The sequence below is a fragment of the Nostoc sp. NOS(2021) genome, assembly GCF_017115025.1.
Taxonomy (GTDB): Bacteria; Cyanobacteriota; Cyanobacteriia; order Cyanobacteriales; family Nostocaceae; genus Nostoc.
The window spans coordinates 1-20,623 of the sequence record NZ_JABXKM010000140.1 but is presented as its reverse complement, the minus strand read 5'-3'; the positions used below and the strand labels follow the sequence as shown (position 1 = coordinate 20,623).

Here is a 20,623-nt window from a genome sequence, read left to right as displayed (position 1 = left end):
ATGAATCCACCTTTGAACTCCGTTAACGAGTCTTTGAACTGGATGAATCCACCTTTGAACTCCGTTAACGAGTCTTTGAACTGGATGAATCCACCTTAATTCTCTATAATCTCGATTATTATAAGCATCATTGCTATATTTTTTACCTATGGTTAATAGTACTGACTTACTCGCAAACCTCTACAACGCCTTTAACCCCTTTGAACCCTTACCCGCAGGCGATCCAAAATATGTAGATTGTCAGGATGTGCGGGGAGATGCCGATATTTTGCAAGAGTTGGGAAATCGGATGCAATTAGCAAATACAAATACTTGCCAATTGTATTCTGGTCATCGGGGTGCGGGGAAGTCTACAGAATTACTCAGGTTAAAGAAGTATTTAGAAAATCGGCAATTTTATGTGGTCTATTTTGCGGCTGATGAAGAGGATATCGATTCAGAAGATGCCCAATATACAGATATTCTCCTCGCCTGTACCCGCCGTTTGCTCAAAGATTTAAAAGGAATTGCCAGTCCTCGTCCGATACTCGACTGGTTGAAAGATCGTTGGGTAGATTTAAAAGATTTGGCGCTGACTCCCATAGAGTTTGAGAAGATGGCTGTAGAAGTGCAGCTTGCTCAATTTGCCAAGTTGACGGCAAATTTAAGAGCTGTTCCTGAATTACGCCAGCAGATTCGCCAGAAAATCAATCCTCACACTGTCACTTTAATTCAGGTGTTAAATGAGTTTCTGGTGGATGCAAAACAGCACTTACCTCATGGCTACAATAAACTGGCGGTAATTGTCGATAACTTAGACCGGATGGTGTTAGTTAAAGAGGGCGATCGCACCAACTATGAAGAAGTCTTTTTAGACCGGAGCGAACAACTCCAAGCTTTAGATTGCCATTTGATTTACACTGTCCCGATTTCAATGGTCTATTCTACCAGAGCAACAGACCTCAGAGATATCTACGGCGACCCCCAAATTTTGCCGATGATTATGGTAAACACTCTTAAGGGCGAAGTTTACCAGCCAGGACTCAAGAAAGTTAAGGAAGTAATTAACAAGCGAGTCCGGCAAATTGCACCGGAACTATCACTAGAGAAGGAAATTTTTGATAGTCCCGAAACCTTAGACAGACTTTGTTTAATGAGTGGAGGTCATGTGAGGAATTTGCTATTGTTAACTCAAGATGCCATTGGACGCACTGAAGAGTTACCTGTTTCAGAAAAAGCGGTGCGACGAGCAATTACTCAAGCCAGAGATACCTATCGCCGCGCTGTGGAAAATCATCAATGGTGTCTGTTAGCGGAAGTGTCTTGTTCTAAGCGGATTATTAATGATGAATTGTATCGCAGTTTGATGTATAATCGTTGTCTTTTAGAATACCGCTATTTGGATGATGATGGAGAGATGCAGCGTTGGTATGATATTCATCCCTTGATTCAAGGAATTCCAGAATTTAAAGAAGCCGTGGCAAAACTTTCATGAACCCAAATTTAAGTGATTGGGATGACGATTTACCCCCAGAACCAGAAGAAGTTTATCAAGACTTGCTTCGCGCACTGAAGCGAAAATCAGGATTTGGTTTGTTTTTTGTCCAATGTACAGCTGTGGAAGCAGACAATTTTATTGTCAAACTTCCCCAGGAGATTCCGCAGAAGAAGATTGCAGTTTTACGCTTGGTTGAGGCAATTGATAATTTATATCAGCCAGTGGCAGAGTTTGTTAAAGACAAGCAAGTTGATATTTTATTGATTAAAGGTCTGGAATATTCTCTATATAAATATGAAAAAAGAAGTTTTGGTGAAATTACAGAAGGTCAATTTAGCAATTTAACTAGTGTGCCGCATATTTTAAATCACTTAAACCAACAGCGAGAACGCTTTAGAGATGATTTTCCAATTAGCTTTGTTTTTCTTTTGCGTTCATTTTCGATAAACTATTTTATTCATCGCGCCCCAGATTTTTTTGATTGGCGTTCTGGGGTGTTTGAATTACCGACAACACCAGAAGTGGTAGATGAAGAATCATCTCGCCTACTGGACGAAGCAGGTTATGAAGAATATTTAAAACTTAGCCATGAAAAAAAAATAGAGAAACTTCTGGAAATTAAAGATATGCTGACAGAAAAATTCCAGACAGAAAGTCGGAAGCCGAGTTTACTATGTGAGTTGGGAAAGTTATTAGTTACTGCTAATGAAAATGAACTAGCGATCGCATCCTATGATGAGGCGATGAAAATTAAACCTGATTATCACCAAGCTTGGTACAATAGGGGCATCGCGCTAGGGAACTTAGGATGTTATGAAGCAGCGATTTCATCCTACAATGAGGCGGTTAAAATTAAGCCTAATTACCACTATGCTTGGTACAATCGGGGTGTTATGCTGGTAAACTTAGGACGTTATGAAGCAGCGATCGCATCTTACGAAGAAGTACTGAAAATTAAACCTGATTATCATGAAGCTGCGAATAATAAAGGTAATTTACTAGTAAATTTAGGACGTTATGAAGCAGCGATCGCATCTTATGAAGAAGCACTAAAAATTAAACCTGATTACTACTTGATTTGGCATAATCGGGGTATTACACTAGTAAAACTGGGACGTTATGAAGCAGCGATCGCATCTTATGAAGAAGCACTAAAAATTAAACCTGATTACTACTTGATTTGGCATAATCGGGGTATTACACTAGTAAAACTGGGACGTTATGAAGCAGCGATCGCATCTTATGAAGAAGCACTAAAAATTAAACCTGATTACTACTTGATTTGGCATAATCGGGGTATTACACTAGTAAAACTGGGACGTTATGAAGCAGCGATCGCATCTTATGAAGAAGCACTAAAAATTAAACCTGACTACCATTTAGCTTGGTACGGTAAGGGCAATGCACTAGCAAATTTGGGACATACTGAAGCAGCAATTACTTTTTATCAAGAGGCAGTTAAAATTCAACCTGATTACCACTTAGCTTGGTATAACCAGGGAAATGCACTAGAGAATTTGGGACGCTATCAAGAGGCGATTGGATGCTACGAAGAAGCCCTGACAATTAAACCAGATGACTATTTAGCTTGGTATGATCGAGGTATTATACTAGAAAATTTAGGACACTACGAAGTAGCAATTACTTCCTACGACCAAGCACTGAAGATTAAGCCAGATGACTATTTATCTTGGTACGCTAAGGGCTATGCTTCGAGGAATTTAGAACGCTATGAAGAAGCGATCATATCCTTCGATCAAGCACTGCAATTTCAACCAGATAATCATGAAGCTTGGTACAACAAAGCTTGCTGTTATGCTTTTAAAGGTAATATTGAACAGGTATTAGAAAATCTCCAAAAAGCAATTAATCTAAGTCCTGATGAATGTCGTGAATGGGCAAAAACCAACTCTGATTTTGATGGTATCCGGGAAGATAAGCGCTTTAAAATTTTAATTCAATAACCGCTATAAAGACTAAGCTAATGTAGCGATCGCCTTCACACTTCCACTGAAAACACTAACAGAAATTAAAAGTGATACCTATAAATGAAAAATTTAACCATGATGCTTTTTTGAACGGCTATGCACCAGAAGACGAAGGACTTTATGACGACTGAAAATTAAATGCGAACATCCTGATAACAAATCATTTCACAACTTAAATTGACTATCCAGAAACTTTACCAGATGCCTTACAGCAAACGCGAGAACAGTTTGAACAAGAAGCTAAAATGGCGATGGCAGTTAAACTATTTGAAATGAAACTCATTTCTTCTGGTCTAGCTGCACAGTTAGCAGGTATAGATAGGGTAACTTTTTTACTTAATTTACACCGTTATGGTGTAGCGATGATTGATTTAACAGAAGAAGAACTTATATCTGATTTAGCGAATGCTTGAAACTTTGCATACAATACGCCTGACCTCTCTCCAAACCTCTCTCCTAAAAGGAGAGAGGCTTTGAATCTTACTCCCCAACGCAGTAGGGAAGGGGTTGGGGGTTAGGTCTCTATTGAACTCAACTAAAAACCGCCATAGCCTAAAATCAATACCCACTGCTAACTAATGCACAACGCATCCCTCAAAGGAGAGAGATAGGAGCCTAAACCCTGTTGTAAAATAAACATATAAGGATTCGGGGGGCCATTTAACTGGTCAAAAACGCCTATAGAAACTATTTTTGGAAATCTCCAAGGTCTGAAGTCCAGCCAGCTGAAGCAACTACAGCGGCTGTATCACCAGCGCATACCAGGCGATCGCATCACCACGCCTGACTTTTCCCAGCGTCTGGCAGCAATTAGCACAGAAGTCAATCAGCCTGTGTGCGCCTACATCAACCGTCGCGGACAAGTGATTCGCGTCGGGGTAGGCACACCGCGTCAAACGCAAATACCACCGATGGAATTGCCCCGTTACGGTGCAGAACGACTCAGTGGTATTCGTTGTATTGCCACCCATCTCAAGCCAGAACCGCCCAATGAATCGGCGCTCACGGCGATGGCACTGCAACGCTTAGATGCCCTAGTTGTCCTAAATATAACCGGAACAGGATTTACACGGCGGGGAGGCGGTGCGACTGGGTATGTCAAAGAAGCTTATCTAGCTCATCTGACACCCCAAGAGTCTCGCACCCTGATTACTAGTCCTGCGGCTCTCAAGGTAGGGGAGAGCCAAATCCAATCCCCAAGTTGGAATATATCGCCACCTCTGGGCTTGGATGATCTGGCAGAGCAGGATTTAGTAGACTTGGTGGAAAATCTGGAAGCGGAATTCCAACGGGAATTTATCGCCCAGGAAGTAGATGCTGACCACGATCGCGTGCTAATTGTGGGGGTGATGACCAGTGAGATGACTCCCCTACAATTCCAGGACAACCTAGTGGAATTGGCACGTTTAGTTGATACCGCTGGGGGAGATGTATTACAGACAATACAACAAAAGCGATCGCGCATTCATCCCCAGACAGTAGTTGGCGAAGGTAAGGTGCAAGAAATTGCCCTAACTGCCCAAACACTAGGAATCAATCTCGTCGTCTTTGACCGCGACCTCTCACCCTCCCAAGTCCGCAACTTAGAAATGCAAATTGGTGTCCGGGTGGTTGACCGCACCGAAGTTATTTTGGATATCTTTGCCCAACGCGCTCAGTCCCGTGCTGGTAAGTTGCAAGTAGAACTAGCACAGCTAGAATACATGCAGCCGCGACTGGCTGGTAGAGGTCGCACCATGTCCCGATTAGGTGGTGGTATTGGGACTCGTGGCCCTGGTGAAACAAAACTGGAAACTGAACGCCGTGCAATTGGGCAGCGTATTTCCCGACTGCAAAAAGAAGTAGACCAGTTGCAAGCACATCGTTCACGGTTACGACAGCGACGACAGCATCAGGAAGTTCCCTCAGTGGCTTTGGTTGGATATACCAACGCTGGCAAGTCCACTTTGCTGAATGCTCTCACGAATGCAGAAGTTTATACAGCCGACCAGTTATTTGCTACTCTCGATCCCACCACCCGCCGCCTGGTAATTCCTCATGGCGAAACAGATCAACATCAGGAAATTCTGATTACAGATACGGTAGGATTTATACACGAACTGCCTGCATCATTAATGGATGCCTTCCGCGCCACCTTGGAGGAAGTCACAGAAGCCGATGCCCTACTACATTTAGTAGATTTATCTCACCCCGCTTGGTTGCGTCATATTCGCTCAGTCAGAGAAATCCTGGCGCAAATGCCAATAACTCCTGGGCCGGCGCTGGTTATTTTTAACAAGATTGATCAAGCTGATAGTGAGACACTAGCTTTAGCTAGGGAAGAATTTCCCTTAGCGGTGTTTATTTCTGCGAGTCAGCGCTTGGGTTTAGAAACCCTACGTCAGCGCCTTGCCCAGCTGATTGAATATGCCGTTGACTGTGGTTAAAACTTGAGTAGCGAATTCAGTGTCAGCATCTTAATATTAGTGTCCTAAATTTTTAACTTTGGGGAAGGCGAAATCGCTTTCCCTTCTTCATTTCATTTTCATAAAATCTCGTGGTATGTGTGGAGAACCATCAGCTTTTATCGTGAAGTGAATTGCTAATTTTTCATCCAAATTGATTAAGGAAAATTATTTAAAAATAGAAGCTTAACGGGACTTACGCAGCGATGATTAGTCATTGCGTTGGCGTCAGCCTTCCCGTAGGGTACGAAACCCAGTGTAGTGAAGCAATCTCATCAAGATAGGGATTGCTTCGCTTCGTTCGCAATGACGGAAATACGTTACCTTTGCATAAATCCTGTTAATTAATCAAGTTGATTCTGCATCATTTAAGATCAAAAAAATTTCCTAAGTGGAAATGCTGAAAATACTTAATGAATTGGTGAAAACTATATTGTTTATCCTCAATTTAAAGTTTTGGTTAATCTTAATGCATAACGTAGACAAATAATGGTTTTTTATGCAAATTTATACATAAGTAATTTTTATAAAAAAGTTATTTTAAGACATTTTAAATGTCTTCAATAGAAAGCAAAGGAGTTTCAAGCGAGTGTCTCAACTATATTCCAAGAAGATAGTAGGTTATGCAGCCTGCTGTATATCAGCATTAGCTGTGGTGACAGTTTCGCAGGTGTCTAGAGCAGATGCAGCCTTGATGACTTTCTCAGCCACAGGTACTAATCCAATATCAGGTGGAACCAGTGCAGCCCTTGCGGCGAAAGCTGTCTTTGATGACTCAATAGCAGGTCAGTTGACACTGACCCTTACTAATACAGGCCCAGGTGCATCAGTGCCTTCTGATGTTCTCACAGGAATCTTCTGGGATTATGCTGGATCTCCCTTAACAAACTTAAATTTGTCTTCAGCCAAAGCTCCAACCGTAATCACGAATAATGTAACTACCGGAACTAATGTCGATCTTACCAAGGTGGGAGGGAATAAAAGTGTTGAATGGGGTTTTGCAAAAACTACCGCTAGCAGTGGACTTGGCGGTGCTAGTGGCGTAGCTAACCCAGTAACTCAGCATTACGGTCTTGCTACAGCTGGTTTTGGCATCTCGCCTGGTTTTGGTCTTTCGGGTGGACAGCAATTCAATTACGGTATTATTACTGGTTACGATAGTTCAAATCCAGCAGTAAGTGGGGGGACTTTTGTGAATAACTCTGCCACATTCGTTTTCTCAGGGCTACCTACTGGCTTTGATTTAACAAAGATTCAGAATGTTCGTTTTCAGTATGGTACTAGTTTAGATGAGCCTAGTACTTATTATATTGCTCCGCCACCTCCACCTAAAAGAGTACCTGAGTCTGGGACGACAGCCGCCCTTGGTTTATTTGCTGTAGGTGCGCTGAGGGTTGCCAAGAAAAAGTCTCTAGTCTTAGCTTAAATGAGAACTTGAGTACTAACTAACAACTGAGTTACGCCTCATAAGCAATTCTCACAATGAAATAAAAGCCACCCTGTTTTTTAAGAAAATTGGTACGGATATAACATTTTAGTCAAGAGTCCAGACTTTATCTCTTGGCTAACTTTTTTGATATAAACCTAGTTAGCGGCTTCTGAGGATGAAGACAAACCAGGATAAGGCAGCTACAGCCAGTGGCAAAGTTATAAAATTAAGAAGTATTAAATCAATTTGAGGATGTTATGGCTGCAAAAGTAGAAATTTACACTTGGAGGACTTGCCCGTTTTGCATCCGTGCCAAAAGTTTGCTAAAGAACAAAGGAGTTGAATTTATCGAATACAGCATTGATGGAGACGAGGTAGCCAGAAATAAAATGGCTCAAAGGGCAAATGGAGGGCGCTCTTTACCGCAAATTTTCATCAATGATGATCATATAGGTGGTTGTGATGATATCCACGCTTTAGACAGTCAAGGCAAGCTGGATGAGCTACTAACTTCTAGCAATAGCGTTTAGATTCAGAAGGTTTTGCGATCGCTAGCGACAAGCCGCTGCAAATTACACGGCAGTCGCTACAACTCTGGAAAAACAACGCGCTGCCTTGTTTACGGACTTTTTTTCCCAAAACCGATATCTGTCCACAAGGCTTTACCCTCCAGGTTCTACTCAGCAGTACACATATACGTCAATTGGTGAGCATCAAGAGATAATAATTGAATAACCATTTAATTTCTTGGTGATTGAGGTATAAAGGGTGAAACTAGCTTTTATCATTGATCCCATCCATCTGCTTGACCCGTGTCATGATACCAGCGTTGCCCTGATTGAAGCAGCACAAATCCTGGGACACGAAGTTTGGGTAACTCAAGTAAATCTGCTGAGTGTGGTGGAGAGCAAAGCTTGGGCTGTCCTACAGCGAGTCGAACTTGTACCAGTGCAGTTGGTGGAGGGACGCTGGGTAGCGGTGAATCCTTGGTATAAGTTGAGCGATCGCTCCTTAACTTCTTTAGAGACAATGGATGCCGTATTTATGCGGACAGATCCACCAGTCAACGATTCCTACCTCTATGCCACCTACATTCTGGATTACATTGACCAAAAGAAAACCCTGGTGATTAACAGTCCTAGTGGCATCCGAGGGGCAAATGAAAAAATGTATGCCCTCCAGTTTACCAAAGCGATTCCAGAAACGATTGTCAGTGCTGATAAGCAGTTTATTCGGCAATTTGTCGAAGCAAAGGGGGCAGCAGTTCTCAAACCGCTGGGTAACAAAGCTGGCGAAGGAATTTTGTTTTTGCAATCAGGCGATCGCAATTTTAACTCCATTGTCGAACTCAGTACCCTCCAAGGTCGAGTCCCAGTAATGGTACAAACCTATCTACCAGAGGCAAAAGAGGGAGATAAGCGAATTATCTTGCTCAATGGCGAACCAATTGGTGCGCTCAATCGCCTCTCTAGCGGAACTGATTTTCGCAATAATATGGCAACTGGTGGCACAGTCGCTCAAACCGAAATTACCCCAAGAGAGTATGAAATTTGTACCCAAGTAGCCGAACGCTTACGCCAAGACGGCTTAATTTTTGTGGGTATTGATGTTATTGGTGGCTACCTAACTGAAGTTAACGTCACCAGTCCTACCGGAATTCGTGAGATTGATCGTCTAGATGGTACTCGCCTTGGTTATCAAGTTATTCAATGGATTGAACAAACTCTCTTACGAGGTCAAGTTTCCGATGTGACTTCCTTTAAGTAAATATATTTACTTGTATCGAATATGAGTTTAATGGATCGCGAGGGGTAGATGTAGCGATGTCTACGACGGGCTAGGTCTACGCATCCGTAGTTGGGCAGGTCTTCCTGTTTTTTTCTGACAAAAGCATAGCCGGACATGCGAGCCAGCAGACTCCTGCCCAAGTTCCTTCTATAAAGTAGCGTTGACGATTTTTTTTACCAATTGGCAAAATCGGGGATGGCAACAGATTGCTTACCCCTGCCCTTAGTAAAACCCTGAAACTAGCAGATTTTATACAGCACTCAGCCTGACCTGAGACTGCTAAGTTAATCTAAAATCTCAAACCCAAAATCTCTTAATTCCGTGGTGTACGCCGATTTTTCAGAAAATCAGGTATATCCAATCCAATTTTTTCTTTTGGTTCTGGAGTTGGAGTTGGAGTTGGGGTTGGGGTTGGGGGATTAACTGCGGGTTGCTGTGTTGTTGGTCGCTTCTGAGTATTAGGTGCTATCCGAACGTTAGCCACGCTTTGTTGTTGCACAGCTTGCACTTCACCTGTAAACCCGGTGGCAATTACAGTAATTCTTACCTCACCTTGGAGTCTGTCATCAATTACAGCCCCAAAAATAATATTGGCGTTGGGATCAACTACTTCATAGATTGCTTCTGCGGCTGCATTCACTTCATGCAGGGTGAGGTCAGTACCACCAGTAATATTAAAGACAACCCCTCTAGCGCCTTCAATAGAACACTCTAGTAATGGTGAAGAAATAGCTGCGATCGCAGCTTCTCTGGCCCTAGATTTTCCAGAACTCACTCCAATTCCCATCAATGCCGATCCCGCATCTGCCATCACAGCTCGGACATCAGCAAAGTCAACGTTTACTAAACCGGGGATCGTGATGATATCAGAAATACCTTGCACCCCTTGACGCAGCACATCATCTGCATAGCGAAAAGCTTCTTGCACAGGCGTTTGTTCGGGGATCACTTCCAGTAGTTTGTTGTTAGGGATAATGATCAGCGTATCTACTCTACTTTTTAGTCCATCAATACCTTGTTCCGCTTGGCTGGTGCGGCGGCGTCCCTCAAACACAAATGGACGTGTGACTACACCAACAGTAAGAGCGCCCATTTCTTTGGCTATTTCTGCCACGATTGGGGCTGCACCCGTCCCAGTACCACCCCCCATACCAGCAGTGATAAATACTAAGTCTGCCCCCTCTAAAGCTGTAGCAATTTCGTCCCGTGATTCCTCAGCTGCCTTTTGACCAATAGCAGGATTACCACCTGCTCCCAAACCCCGCGTTAGCTTCTGTCCAATTTGCAATCGACTTGGAGCGCCAGCTAAGGTAAGAGCTTGGGCATCAGTATTAATTGACCAAAACTCTACCCCAGAGACATCAGACTCGATCATGCGGTTAACAGCATTGCCACCACCACCACCGACACCAATCACTTTGATGTTGGCGACCCGACCAGGAACAATCTCGCCAATTCGGCTATTTTCCGCAGAAACCTTCTTATTATCGTGATTTTGTCCGAAGTTCAGCCCAGAGTTATTAAAGGGATTAGTCGAGTTAACTGCCAGAGAGAATCCCGGCTGTCCCGCAGATTGGGAATTTTTATAGGTAAGTCCTTGGTTATTATCAAGTGTCATTGGATTTGTGAAAGGGTAGATAAACGACTTTTTCAGGTGTTATTCACCTCAGAGTCAACTTTAGTTTGACAGTGCCACAATACTATGCCACTGTTCTTTATTGTTTTCACTACTGCCAAGCCTAACAGAATTGGCAGTGCGAAAATTTGCTATGGGATAAGCTTTTAACGCAGCCGATCGCACAGCCAATTCTAGAGAAGTATACCTACATTTATCTAAAATTGACTTGTATAACTTCAACCAGACATTAATCTCTTCATTCTTCTGGGCGGCGGGCATAACTTGTAAAGACATACTATAGCGCCTCTTCTCTGCCTCAACAATAATATTGTTAATAGGTTTCACCATTGGGGATGATTGCAACTTTAGACACAAAACTTACGTTATACTTACTTATCCTTAAGGTTAAAGTCAGCAAGAATTTACTTGTCAGACTATACCTGATTAACTTGTTGTTTGGGGGGTCTTAATGGACACTTTGTTGGAGCAATAGTCTATTCTACGAGAACCCGCACTAGTGCGGTCAAAAAATCAAGATTTCCTAAGAGGTTTCGTCACCCAATAGAAATTACGGCACAGAGTAATCCAAACTTATTGCCCAGAAGCAATGCTTACGCAACTTTGGACGGTATCGTTACAGATTGAAACTTCGGTAAACTGTCTTTGGAAGTGTCCTCAACAGACCAAAGCCAGAGCGTTTTTCGCTCTGCACTTGGATGGTGGCGTAAACCGTTCTGATCAGTGCCATCTGTTCGCGAGTCTGATCTGAATGAAAAACTCAAGCATTTTTATCTTTTCCGCACTGGGTTAAGTCAAAGAATGTATGGGCAGAAGGCATTTTGCACGCCATAGACCATCATTAGATTGTCCGACATCTTGCACCCTACTATTAGATGTTAGGGTAACAATTGAGAGTGTTTTACTCGCAATGGAGATTTTATGATTGATCTTCTCATTTTAATTAGAAGTTAATGCCGATTTTCGTGCGGTTTGCCAGAAAACTGAAAATAATAAATATATTTATCAGCATAAAGCTTCTTAATTTACTAGGAGCTATCAATACATTAAACACGCTAGATGTTTTTAGGGATTTTGGGAGTTAATTTTTGGTCTTTTTGGTTCATTTGTACTAAGGGAAGTTCGGGATTTTTCAGATCAATATACTCTATTTGACTGGAATTGAGTTTTGCTCCTAAATGGCGCATTTGGGCGAGTACCTTAATTTGTTCAGACAACTGGGGGCCTGGAACGCCGAGATGCACATTTCCTAGTTCTGTTTTCAAAATTAAATTCGTTGGATTTCGACAATCAATTTCCATCACTTTCACGGGACTTTGGCTGACAGCTTGATGAAGTTGAGTCCAGTAGAGGCAGTATTGTTTTGGCAATCCAATTACTCTGAGATTGGGTAATTTACTAGTGGGATTCAGTGATGTGTATTTTTCTAAAGGCATCCAGACCCCACTTGCATCTAGTAAGCCGATTGTGACTTTTTTGTTGCCAGTGCCCTGATTTTGCTCTGTTGGTGTTTGAGTCACCGCTACAGGTACTCGTTCTTGGATTTCAATGATTAATCCTGGAGGAAAGAGGCGGCGTCTAACGATCGCTTGGGCAATAGTTGGTTGTTTTTTCAAAGAGTTAGCGATCGCTGCCGGTTCAATCCGCCACAAAGACTGGGGGTAAGATAGCACCAACAGTGACTGAGCTGTTTCATCCGACAGTAATTTATTACCTGATTTCATTACTATTTGTTTGGGAGCTTTTAGCATCCACACTGGTTGGACTGCCACCCAGAATAATCCACCCGTCAAACCAATAATGGCAAAGGTTCGCCAAATAGCCTGAATAATTTTCATCCGCCTCTGCCGACGTAATTTCTGACGACGCTGGACTAGATTCGTGCGGGAAACTGATATTATGCCAGCCATTCAAACCCCTTTGTGGTTGCAATCTAAATTCCTTGACGCGATCGGATCATGATTAATTTCAGTAAACAGTGTTGGCATTTGTTAGCCGATCTCCTCAAGACTTTTTTTATTTTTAGTAACACTTTACAGTAACTACACAATGATTATGGCGCTAGTCATCGTTCCGATTAAAGTTTCCGGTGTTCATTTTTAACTGAATGTAGTCTTTTTGACAAGTTATTTTGTCAGATTTTATCCCTACAGATTACAAAATATTAATTTAGATGTTTAGGATTTTGTTTTCTTGACAAATAGAATGTGAAATGATATTTAACTATTCCTGAATCTCTGTGTACTTTGCTATAATTCATACCAGTCCTCATCATCAGCTATACAAACTGAGAACTATGCTCTCTTGTAGCTTTTTTTACTGATTCACTGAGCCATAAAGGTTCGTGCCAGGTCAAACAAGAGCTAGAGATTGTCAAAACCTCAATAGCAGGTGTAAAAAGGACAGATATGCTTAAGGTTATTAGGGTCTATTAAATCTCTACCATACTACTGACAGTAATCCTGCACCAGGTGCTGTCCCTTGCAAGACACTACCAACTTGCGAGTTAATCGTATGCCTACATCTAGGATAGAGATTACTTGTATAAAAAATACGAATTAAACTGCATCTACAGACACATCTACATACACATCTACATACATGAGAACGACATTAAATTTGTCACGTTTTTATAAAGCATGTAACCCAAGCTACACGCTTAATATAAGTAACGTGCTAGATCGTCAGTATTACATAGATTTTGCTGATGTACGTGGTTGCAAAATTGTTGAAGAATTGCAGCGGACTATCTGCCGTATTTCTCCTGATGAGCCAACTTGCCAGTTATTTACGGGTCACATTGGCTGCGGTAAGTCAACGGAATTGCAGCGCCTCAAGACAGAACTAGAGTTGGCGGGATTTCATGTAGTTTATTTTGAGTCCAGTCAAGACTTAGACATGGCCGATATTGATGTCAGCGATATTTTGCTGAGTGTAGCCCGTCAAGTCAGTGCCAGTTTAGAAGGCATTGACATCAAACTCAAAGCTGGTTACTTTACCAATTTGTTTAAAGAAGTAGGCGATTTTTTGCAAAGCCCGATAGAGCTTTCTGGACAAGCAGAGTTGTCCTTGGGTATTGCCAAAATTACCGCCAAAACTAAAGATAGCACCCAGATGCGGAATCAACTGAGGCAATATCTAGAACCACGTACCAATAGTATTTTGCAAGCGATTAACGAAGAAATTTTAGAAAAGGCTGTTGAACAGCTAAAGCTGCGGGGTCAAAAAGGACTAGTAGTGATTGTAGATAATTTGGATCGAGTGGATATGCGTCCCTTAGCATCCGGGCGATCGCAACCAGAATATCTCTTCATCGACCGAGGCGAACAGTTACGCCGACTCAAATGCCACCTAGTTTACACAATTCCCCTAACGTTAATTTTCTCCAATGAGTACGAGACACTGAAAAATCGCCTGGGGGGAGGGATTGCGCCAAAAGTACTGCCGATGGTATTAGTGCGGCAAAGAGATGGCAGTGACTACGAACCAGGGATGTCACTAGTGCGCCAGTTAGTTCTAGCAAGAGCTTTTCCAGAAGTTCCTTTGGATGGAAGGCTTTCATTAATTACAGAATTATTCGATCACTCCCAAACTTTGGATCGTCTATGTCGCGTTAGTGGTGGTCACATTCGTAACTTATTGGGTTTACTTTATAGCTGCCTACAACGGCAAGATCCGCCTTTTTCTAAAGACTGCTTAGAAGCCGTGATTAAGGACTACCGCGACGATCTGCTATTAGCTATTGATGAATCCCAGTGGGAATTATTGTTTGAAGTAGTGCAGCAGCAGAGAGTTAAAGGTGAGTCTGACTATCAGAACTTACTAAGAAGCATGTATCTGTTTGAATATCGCGATCCTCTGGGGCGTTGGTTTGGCATCAGTCCAGCCTTGGCAGAAACAGAAAAAGTTTTGGCTTGGCAACAAAACAAGTAACAGTCCTGGGTGAGTCAATTGTTATTAGTCATTAGTCATTAGTCGTTAGTCATTGGACTAATGACTAATAACTAATGCCCAATGCCCCATGCCCAATACTTCTCTTCTTAGGCTGCGCCAACGGCAACGCTCAGTGCAAGTGCCCCATGCCCCATTCCCAATGCCCCATATCCAATGACTAATGACAAGCAGCTACGCGTCTGCACCAAAGAAAATCAGCAGATTTTGCAAAGACTGATTAGAGCGATCACACTTTCTGAAGGTCAATTTGCCCTGATTTTAGTTCGATGTAACTATGGGCAATTACGTGAGCAAATGTTAGAGAATATTCGCTCCATCACCAAAGACATCAATATCAGAGAAATCGTTCTCAATCCATCAACTACTTCCTTACACATCACAATAGTCTCAGAACTATCTTTAGATAATCCTGCCGTCCTTACAGACTCTTTGCCATCGGCTGTAATGGTTTTCGGTATTGAGTCAATTATCGACCTGGAAAACTTACTTACAGGCATCAACCAAGCACGAGATATCTATGCCGCGATTTTTCCATTTCCAGTGGTGTTGTGGCTACAAGATGAAGTCGCATCATTGCTTTCAAGATTAGCGCCTGATTTCAAAAGCTGGGCTGTAACCACGATTAAATTTGAAATGACCAAAGCAGATTTAATTGCTTTGATCCATCAAGAGGCAGAATCTCTATTTGCCAAAGTTTTAGAAGCCGGTGCTGAAACGTTTTTATCTAATGCCTTGCTAGATTTAGATCCTAAGTCGCAACACCGTCACGAAATAGAATCAGCCCGTAATGATTTGCTGCGCCTGTATGGCGTTCAATTAACACCAGGATTAGAAGCTAGTTTAGAATTTGTGTTGGGGCGAGATAAATACGCCAACGATCAAATTAATGGTGCTTTAGCCAATTATCAAAGAAGCCTAGCATTATGGCAGCAGGAAGCGAGGAGAGTGGGAGAGTGGGAGAGTAATTCTTCTTTACCCCTCTCATGTCCTCATTCTACCCCTCCCTCGTCTTTACTCAAGCAAGCAATAGTACTATTCCACCTGGGTCTGTGTTATCACCGAATGGCAGACTTATACCAGAATACTAATAGTAGCTATTGCGAACATGCTCTCTTGTGGTTTAAACAATGCTTGGAGCTATTAGAGCACGTACAAAGAGAAGACTTAGTTGCTAAATTTATTTTGCCTGCTTGTGAAATGCTGCAACGCTTACAAGCCTGGGATGACTTAAAAGAATTAGCTCAAAAGTCATTACATCTACATAAAACTTATGGAACTCCCGCACAAGTTGCTCAAAATTATGGCTTTTTGGCAAATGTGGCGGCTTCTGAGTCAAATTGGGTACTAGCTCATGAATTAGTGAATACAGCACTTTCTATCTCGGAAGAAGCAACAGAAGTTTATCTGCGAGACGCTTTGCAAACACGACGACAAGAAAGTTGGTATCTTCTCTTGCTAGCACGTACACAACGGCATCTGGGTGAGTCGGAGGAAGCTATCAATAACCTAGAATGGGCGAAGGTAGTTTGTGAGCTACAACATCAGCCATCACTTTACTTAGAGATTTTAGAGGAACTGCGATCGCTTTACTTTTTTGAGCGTCATGATTATACAGAAGCCTTTAAGCTGAAGCAAGAAAAAATTCAAATAGAACATCAGTATGGCTTTCGTGCCTTCATCGGCGCAAGTCAATTGCAGCCACAACGCCCCAGAATTAACCCAGTACTGGAACCTCACAAAATACCGTTTATTCCTGAAGAAATTGCCCAAGAAATATCTGCTTCGGGACGGCAACAAGATGTCAATCGCTTAATTGAAAGAATTACCCGCGCTGACTACAAACTTACAGTAATTTATGGGCCATCTGGTGTAGGTAAAAGTTCCATTCTCAAAGCTGGTTTAGTCCCAGCACTTAAGGGGAAAGCTATCGGTGAACGTATTCCTATACCTATTGTTTTGTCTGTTTACACTGATTGGATGACAATCTTGAACGGCAGTATAAACCAAGCACTGGCATACACAGGAATATCGGTTAGTCTTGATTCTACACCCACTAGACTGCTAGAAAAAATTCGATTAGCATCTGAGCGCAATTATACAATAATTCTTATATTCGATCAGTTTGAAGAATTTTTCTTTGTTAGTAATCCTCCCACACAAAGAATAGAATTTTATCAATTTCTTGGTGAATGTTTAAATCTTTCGTTTGTAAAAATTATTCTTTCATTACGAGAAGATTATTTACATCATTTATTAGAATTTGAACGTTTGAGCCAGAAAAATAGTACTGGATTATATGATTTAGGAGTAATTAATAAAAATATTCTCGATAAGGACATTCGCTACTATTTAGGAAAATTCTCTAGCCAGGATGCTAAAGCCATAATTCACAGTCTTACTCAACGTTCACATTATGAACTGAGTGATGAATTAATTAACCGATTAGTCCAAGATTTGACAGGAGAACTAGACGAAGTACATCCAATTGAATTACAAATAGTTGGTGCTCAACTACAAATAGAAAACATTACCACACTCGGACAATACAAGCTTTCCGGCGGCTCGACAAAATTGGTGGAACGCTGGCTTGGGGAAGTTATCAAAGACTGCGGTCAGGAAAACGAAGAGTTAAGTTGGAAATTATTATTTGAGTTAACTGATCAAAAGGGGACGCGACCGTTAAAAACTAAAGCTGATTTAGCGGCGGCATTAGTTAATAATCATGATCTAGATACAATATCAAGCTTTGACACAGTTGGGGAACTGATTTTAGAAATATTGGTGGGTTCAGGGTTGGTGTTGCGAATCAGAGAAGAGTTAGGCGATCGCTACCAGCTAGTTCACGATTATTTAGTTGAACCAATTCGCCAAAAAAACAACTACGGCATGGTCGCCGAATTAGAAAAAATCAAACTTGAAAAAACTAAAGCTGAAGTAGCCCAAAAACTTAGTCAAAAGCAACTCAATTTGGTGTTGCAACGGCGACTGCGGGAAGCACGGATCGCAGGCGCAATCCTGGCACTCATGGGAGGAACAATCGCAGCGTTATGGTGGCAAGCCGACTTACAAAAAAGAGCAGCAATTCGCCAAACTCTACGAGCTGAACGCAGTGAAACCAACTTTAAAATTAGTGCGATCGCTGCTGCTAGCGAAGCTTTGTTTGCGTCTAATAAAGAGTTTGATGCCCTATTAGAAGGTTTGCGGGCATGGAGAGGACTTAAACAGGGAGATGGAGTGCAACCAGATACCCGAATGCGGGTGGTTACAGCCCTCCAACAGGCAGTTTATGGGGTAACGGAGGTTAACCGCCTAGAAGGGCACACTGATATTGTCTGGGGAGTAACTTTCAGCCCAGATGGTCAGTTGCTAGCATCAGGTAGCCGAGATCAGACGGTGAAACTTTGGCGTCCTGACGGAACCTTACTCCAAACCCTCAAAGGTCACACTGATGCTGTCACCTGTGTAAGTTTTAGCCCTGATGGTCAAACCCTAGCCTCCGCCAGCCTCGACAAAACAGTGCAAATCTGGCACAAAAACCCGGTTACAGGTAAATTTGACCCTAAGCCATATAAAACCCTGAAAGGAAACGGAGATTGGGTTTATAGCGTTAATTTCAGTCCTGATGGCGAGTTGTTAGCTACTGGCAGTAAGGATGCAACCGTAAAACTCTGGCGCAAAGACGGTAGCTTAGTAAAAATACTGAGAGGACATCGAGGGTGGGTTAACTGGGTAAACTTCAGTCCCGATGGTCAATTCATCGCCTCCGCCAGCGACGACAAGACAGTGAAAATCTGGCGACGGGACGGTAGCCTCGTTACAACTTTGCTGGGACATCAACAGGGTGTGATTGTGGCTGTTTTCAGCCCAGACGGTAAATTTTTGGCGTCAACAGGTCGAGATAAGACAGTGAAACTTTGGCTCAGGGAAAGTAACAGCACTAAAGACGGTTTTGACTTTCGTCCTTACAAAACTTTACGGCAGCATAGCAATACAGTGTGGAGTTTGAGCTTTAGTTCCGATAGTAAAAAGTTAGCTTCCGCAAGTGAAGACAAAACCATAAACCTTTGGAGTATCACTGGTACTTTACTTAAAACCTTCAAAGGACACAGCGATGCGGTTGTCAGCGTAGCTTTCAGTCCAAATAACAAATTGCTGGCCTCAGGAAGTTTTGACAAAAGCGTGAAACTATGGAGTTTAGATGCGCCAACACCGTCTATTCTTCAAGGGCATCGCAAGCGAGTTTTGAGCGTTGCTTGGAGTCCCGACGGTCAGATGCTAGCTTCTGGTAGTAGCGATCGCACTGTCAAACTTTGGCAACGATACACTAGTAATGGCGAGGTCAAAACCCGACTTTACAAAACTTTACTGGGGCACACAAATCAAGTTTCTAGTGTCAGTTTTGACCCAAAAGGTGAAATGCTGGCCTCAGGAAGTTTTGACAAAACAGTGAAACTTTGGCGGCTTGACGGTACTTTAATCATGACTCTCCACGGACATACTGATAGTGTGATGAGCGTGAATTTCAGTCCTGATGGTCAATTTTTGGCATCAGCTAGCAAAGATAAAACAGTGAAACTTTGGAACCGTCAGGGTAAGTTGCTCAAAACCTTAGTGGGGCATCAGGGTTGGGTAAATAACGTAAACTTCAGCCATGATAGTCAGGTTTTAGCCTCTGCCAGTGATGACCAAACTGTTAAACTTTGGCGACGGGATGGTACTTTGCTCAAAACTTTCTCGCCCAATGACAGCTGGGTGATGGGTGTCAGCTTTAGTCCCACTGACGAGTTATTGGCTTCTGCTAGCTGGGATAACACCGTGAAACTGTGGCGACGGGATGGGACGTTGTTAAAAATCTTATTAAAGGGGTACAGCGATAGCGTCAATGCCGTGACTTTCAGCCCGAATGGTGAATTGCTCGCCGCCGCCAGTTGGGACGGTACAGTGAAACTTTGGAGCAGTGACGGCAAATTAATTAAAAGTCTCAATGGGCATCGCTCTTCGGTATTAAGTGTCAGTTTTAGCCCAGACGGTCAAACACTAGCATCAGCTAGTGATGACAACACGATAATTCTGTGGAATTTAAATCTTGATGATCTGCTTGTTCGTGGTTGCAGCTGGGTGGGCGATTACCTCAAGCACAACCGCAATCTTGAGGAGCGCGATCGCCTTCTTTGTGATGGCATAACCAGTACAAACCCTTTTTAATTATGAATTATGTTAGCGAGTCATCTCCCAAGGGGAGACGCCAAAGGCGAACGAGCGTCATTAATAATTATGAATTAGGTTGAAACCTCAACCAGCAACCGCTCTTGGTTTAGCGGTTGATGAGGCGATCAGAGTTGTTAATTCAGAGCTAGAAACTTATTTCGAGATGATCAGCCAAAAGTGCGATCGCTCTCCAAAACTTCATGGCTATTTTCTTGGGGAGCCTCTTGTGGCAAATTCGCTAAAAATGCTTGTAGTCTCATTCGCTCAATGTAAGGCCAGCCTCCCTCAGACTCAATATCTTTCAGTAGTGAGTAGAGTTGCCGACGGTTAACAGGCAAACTTTCTTGAAAAACCCCATCCCGGATCTCTCGGTGTAACTGCTCCAATTGCCTAAGCATTGCCAAAAGAGCTACAGTATCGCCTTGACAACCCTGAACAGCATCATACACCACAGTTGCGATCGCTTGCTGTTTACAAGACAACTCTCCTGATTCAAGATTTTTGTTATTGTTCATGCCACCCTTTCCGTATAAATGAGGTCAACTCAAATTTACCGGAGATTTTTAATTTTCCCTAGTTTGTCAGTCTAGATTCATTAGCTGTCACTCTAGACAAGCAGCAAAGAAAATAAACATTCTGTAGGCTTCTAGATGGTTTTTTTTGAACTACCCTTGTCCCCTGTCCCCCTGTCCCCGCATC

General features: G+C 42.5%; 13 protein-coding genes. 9 read left to right on the top strand and 4 right to left on the bottom strand.

Annotated elements, in window-relative coordinates:
* The first annotated feature begins 148 nt into the window (after nt 1–148).
* The 7 genes from HWQ41_RS18415 to gshB all read left to right on the top strand — a co-directional run bounded on the left by HWQ41_RS18415 (nt 149) and on the right by gshB (nt 9,105).
* Nucleotides 149–1,474: an AAA family ATPase gene (locus HWQ41_RS18415; RefSeq protein ID WP_292765733.1), complete on the top strand. Its 1,326-nt coding sequence runs from the start codon at nt 149–151 to the stop codon at nt 1,472–1,474.
* Nucleotides 1,471–3,441 (top strand): tetratricopeptide repeat protein, encoded by a 1,971-nt coding sequence (locus tag HWQ41_RS18410; protein WP_292765731.1) that lies wholly within the window; start codon nt 1,471–1,473, stop codon nt 3,439–3,441. The genes HWQ41_RS18415 and HWQ41_RS18410 overlap by 4 nt, the downstream gene beginning before the upstream one ends.
* A 200-nt stretch (nt 3,442–3,641) precedes the next feature.
* Nucleotides 3,642–3,878: a UPF0175 family protein gene (locus tag HWQ41_RS18405; protein WP_292765739.1), complete on the top strand. Its 237-nt coding sequence runs from the start codon at nt 3,642–3,644 to the stop codon at nt 3,876–3,878.
* A gap of 267 nt (nt 3,879–4,145) precedes the next feature.
* Nucleotides 4,146–5,891 (top strand): GTPase HflX, encoded by a 1,746-nt coding sequence (hflX, locus tag HWQ41_RS18400; RefSeq protein WP_292765736.1) that lies wholly within the window; start codon nt 4,146–4,148, stop codon nt 5,889–5,891.
* Between the two features lie 607 nt (nt 5,892–6,498).
* Complete coding sequence (locus tag HWQ41_RS18395; protein ID WP_292765728.1) at nt 6,499–7,335, top strand: XDD4 family exosortase-dependent surface protein; 837 nt, start codon at nt 6,499–6,501, stop codon at nt 7,333–7,335.
* A 260-nt stretch (nt 7,336–7,595) separates the two neighbouring features.
* Nucleotides 7,596–7,868 carry a glutaredoxin 3 gene (gene grxC / locus HWQ41_RS18390; protein WP_292765725.1) on the top strand — a complete coding sequence of 91 codons (273 nt, stop codon included), beginning with the start codon at nt 7,596–7,598 and terminating at the stop codon, nt 7,866–7,868.
* 238 nt (nt 7,869–8,106) lie between these two features.
* Nucleotides 8,107–9,105 carry a glutathione synthase gene (gene gshB, locus HWQ41_RS18385; RefSeq protein WP_292765722.1) on the top strand — a complete coding sequence of 333 codons (999 nt, stop codon included), beginning with the start codon at nt 8,107–8,109 and terminating at the stop codon, nt 9,103–9,105.
* 334 nt (nt 9,106–9,439) lie between these two features.
* On the opposite strand, the gene ftsZ is transcribed toward gshB, so the two are convergent.
* The 3 genes from ftsZ to HWQ41_RS18370 all read right to left on the bottom strand — a co-directional run bounded on the left by ftsZ (nt 9,440) and on the right by HWQ41_RS18370 (nt 12,672).
* Entirely contained in the window at nt 9,440–10,744 is a 1,305-nt protein-coding gene (ftsZ, locus tag HWQ41_RS18380) for a cell division protein FtsZ (protein WP_292765719.1), read from the bottom strand.
* A 60-nt stretch (nt 10,745–10,804) separates the two neighbouring features.
* A complete protein-coding gene (locus HWQ41_RS18375) occupies nt 10,805–11,038 on the bottom strand; it encodes a hypothetical protein (protein ID WP_292765716.1) in 234 nt (77 codons plus the stop codon).
* Between the two features lie 779 nt (nt 11,039–11,817).
* A complete protein-coding gene (locus HWQ41_RS18370; RefSeq protein ID WP_292765713.1) occupies nt 11,818–12,672 on the bottom strand; it encodes an FtsQ-type POTRA domain-containing protein in 855 nt (284 codons plus the stop codon).
* A gap of 691 nt (nt 12,673–13,363) precedes the next feature.
* Between HWQ41_RS18370 and HWQ41_RS18365 the strand changes: the two genes are divergently transcribed.
* Nucleotides 13,364–14,695, top strand: a complete 1,332-nt coding sequence (locus HWQ41_RS18365) for a P-loop NTPase fold protein (RefSeq protein WP_292765712.1) — start codon at nt 13,364–13,366, stop codon at nt 14,693–14,695.
* Nucleotides 14,696–14,869: 174 nt separating this feature from the next.
* Nucleotides 14,870–19,921 (top strand): hypothetical protein, encoded by a 5,052-nt coding sequence (locus tag HWQ41_RS18360; protein WP_292765710.1) that lies wholly within the window; start codon nt 14,870–14,872, stop codon nt 19,919–19,921.
* Nucleotides 19,922–20,091: 170 nt separating this feature from the next.
* Here HWQ41_RS18360 and HWQ41_RS18355 read toward each other — a convergent pair whose 3' ends face one another.
* Nucleotides 20,092–20,439: a hypothetical protein gene (locus HWQ41_RS18355; RefSeq protein WP_292765707.1), complete on the bottom strand. Its 348-nt coding sequence runs from the start codon at nt 20,437–20,439 to the stop codon at nt 20,092–20,094.
* Nucleotides 20,440–20,623 lie beyond the last annotated feature (184 nt).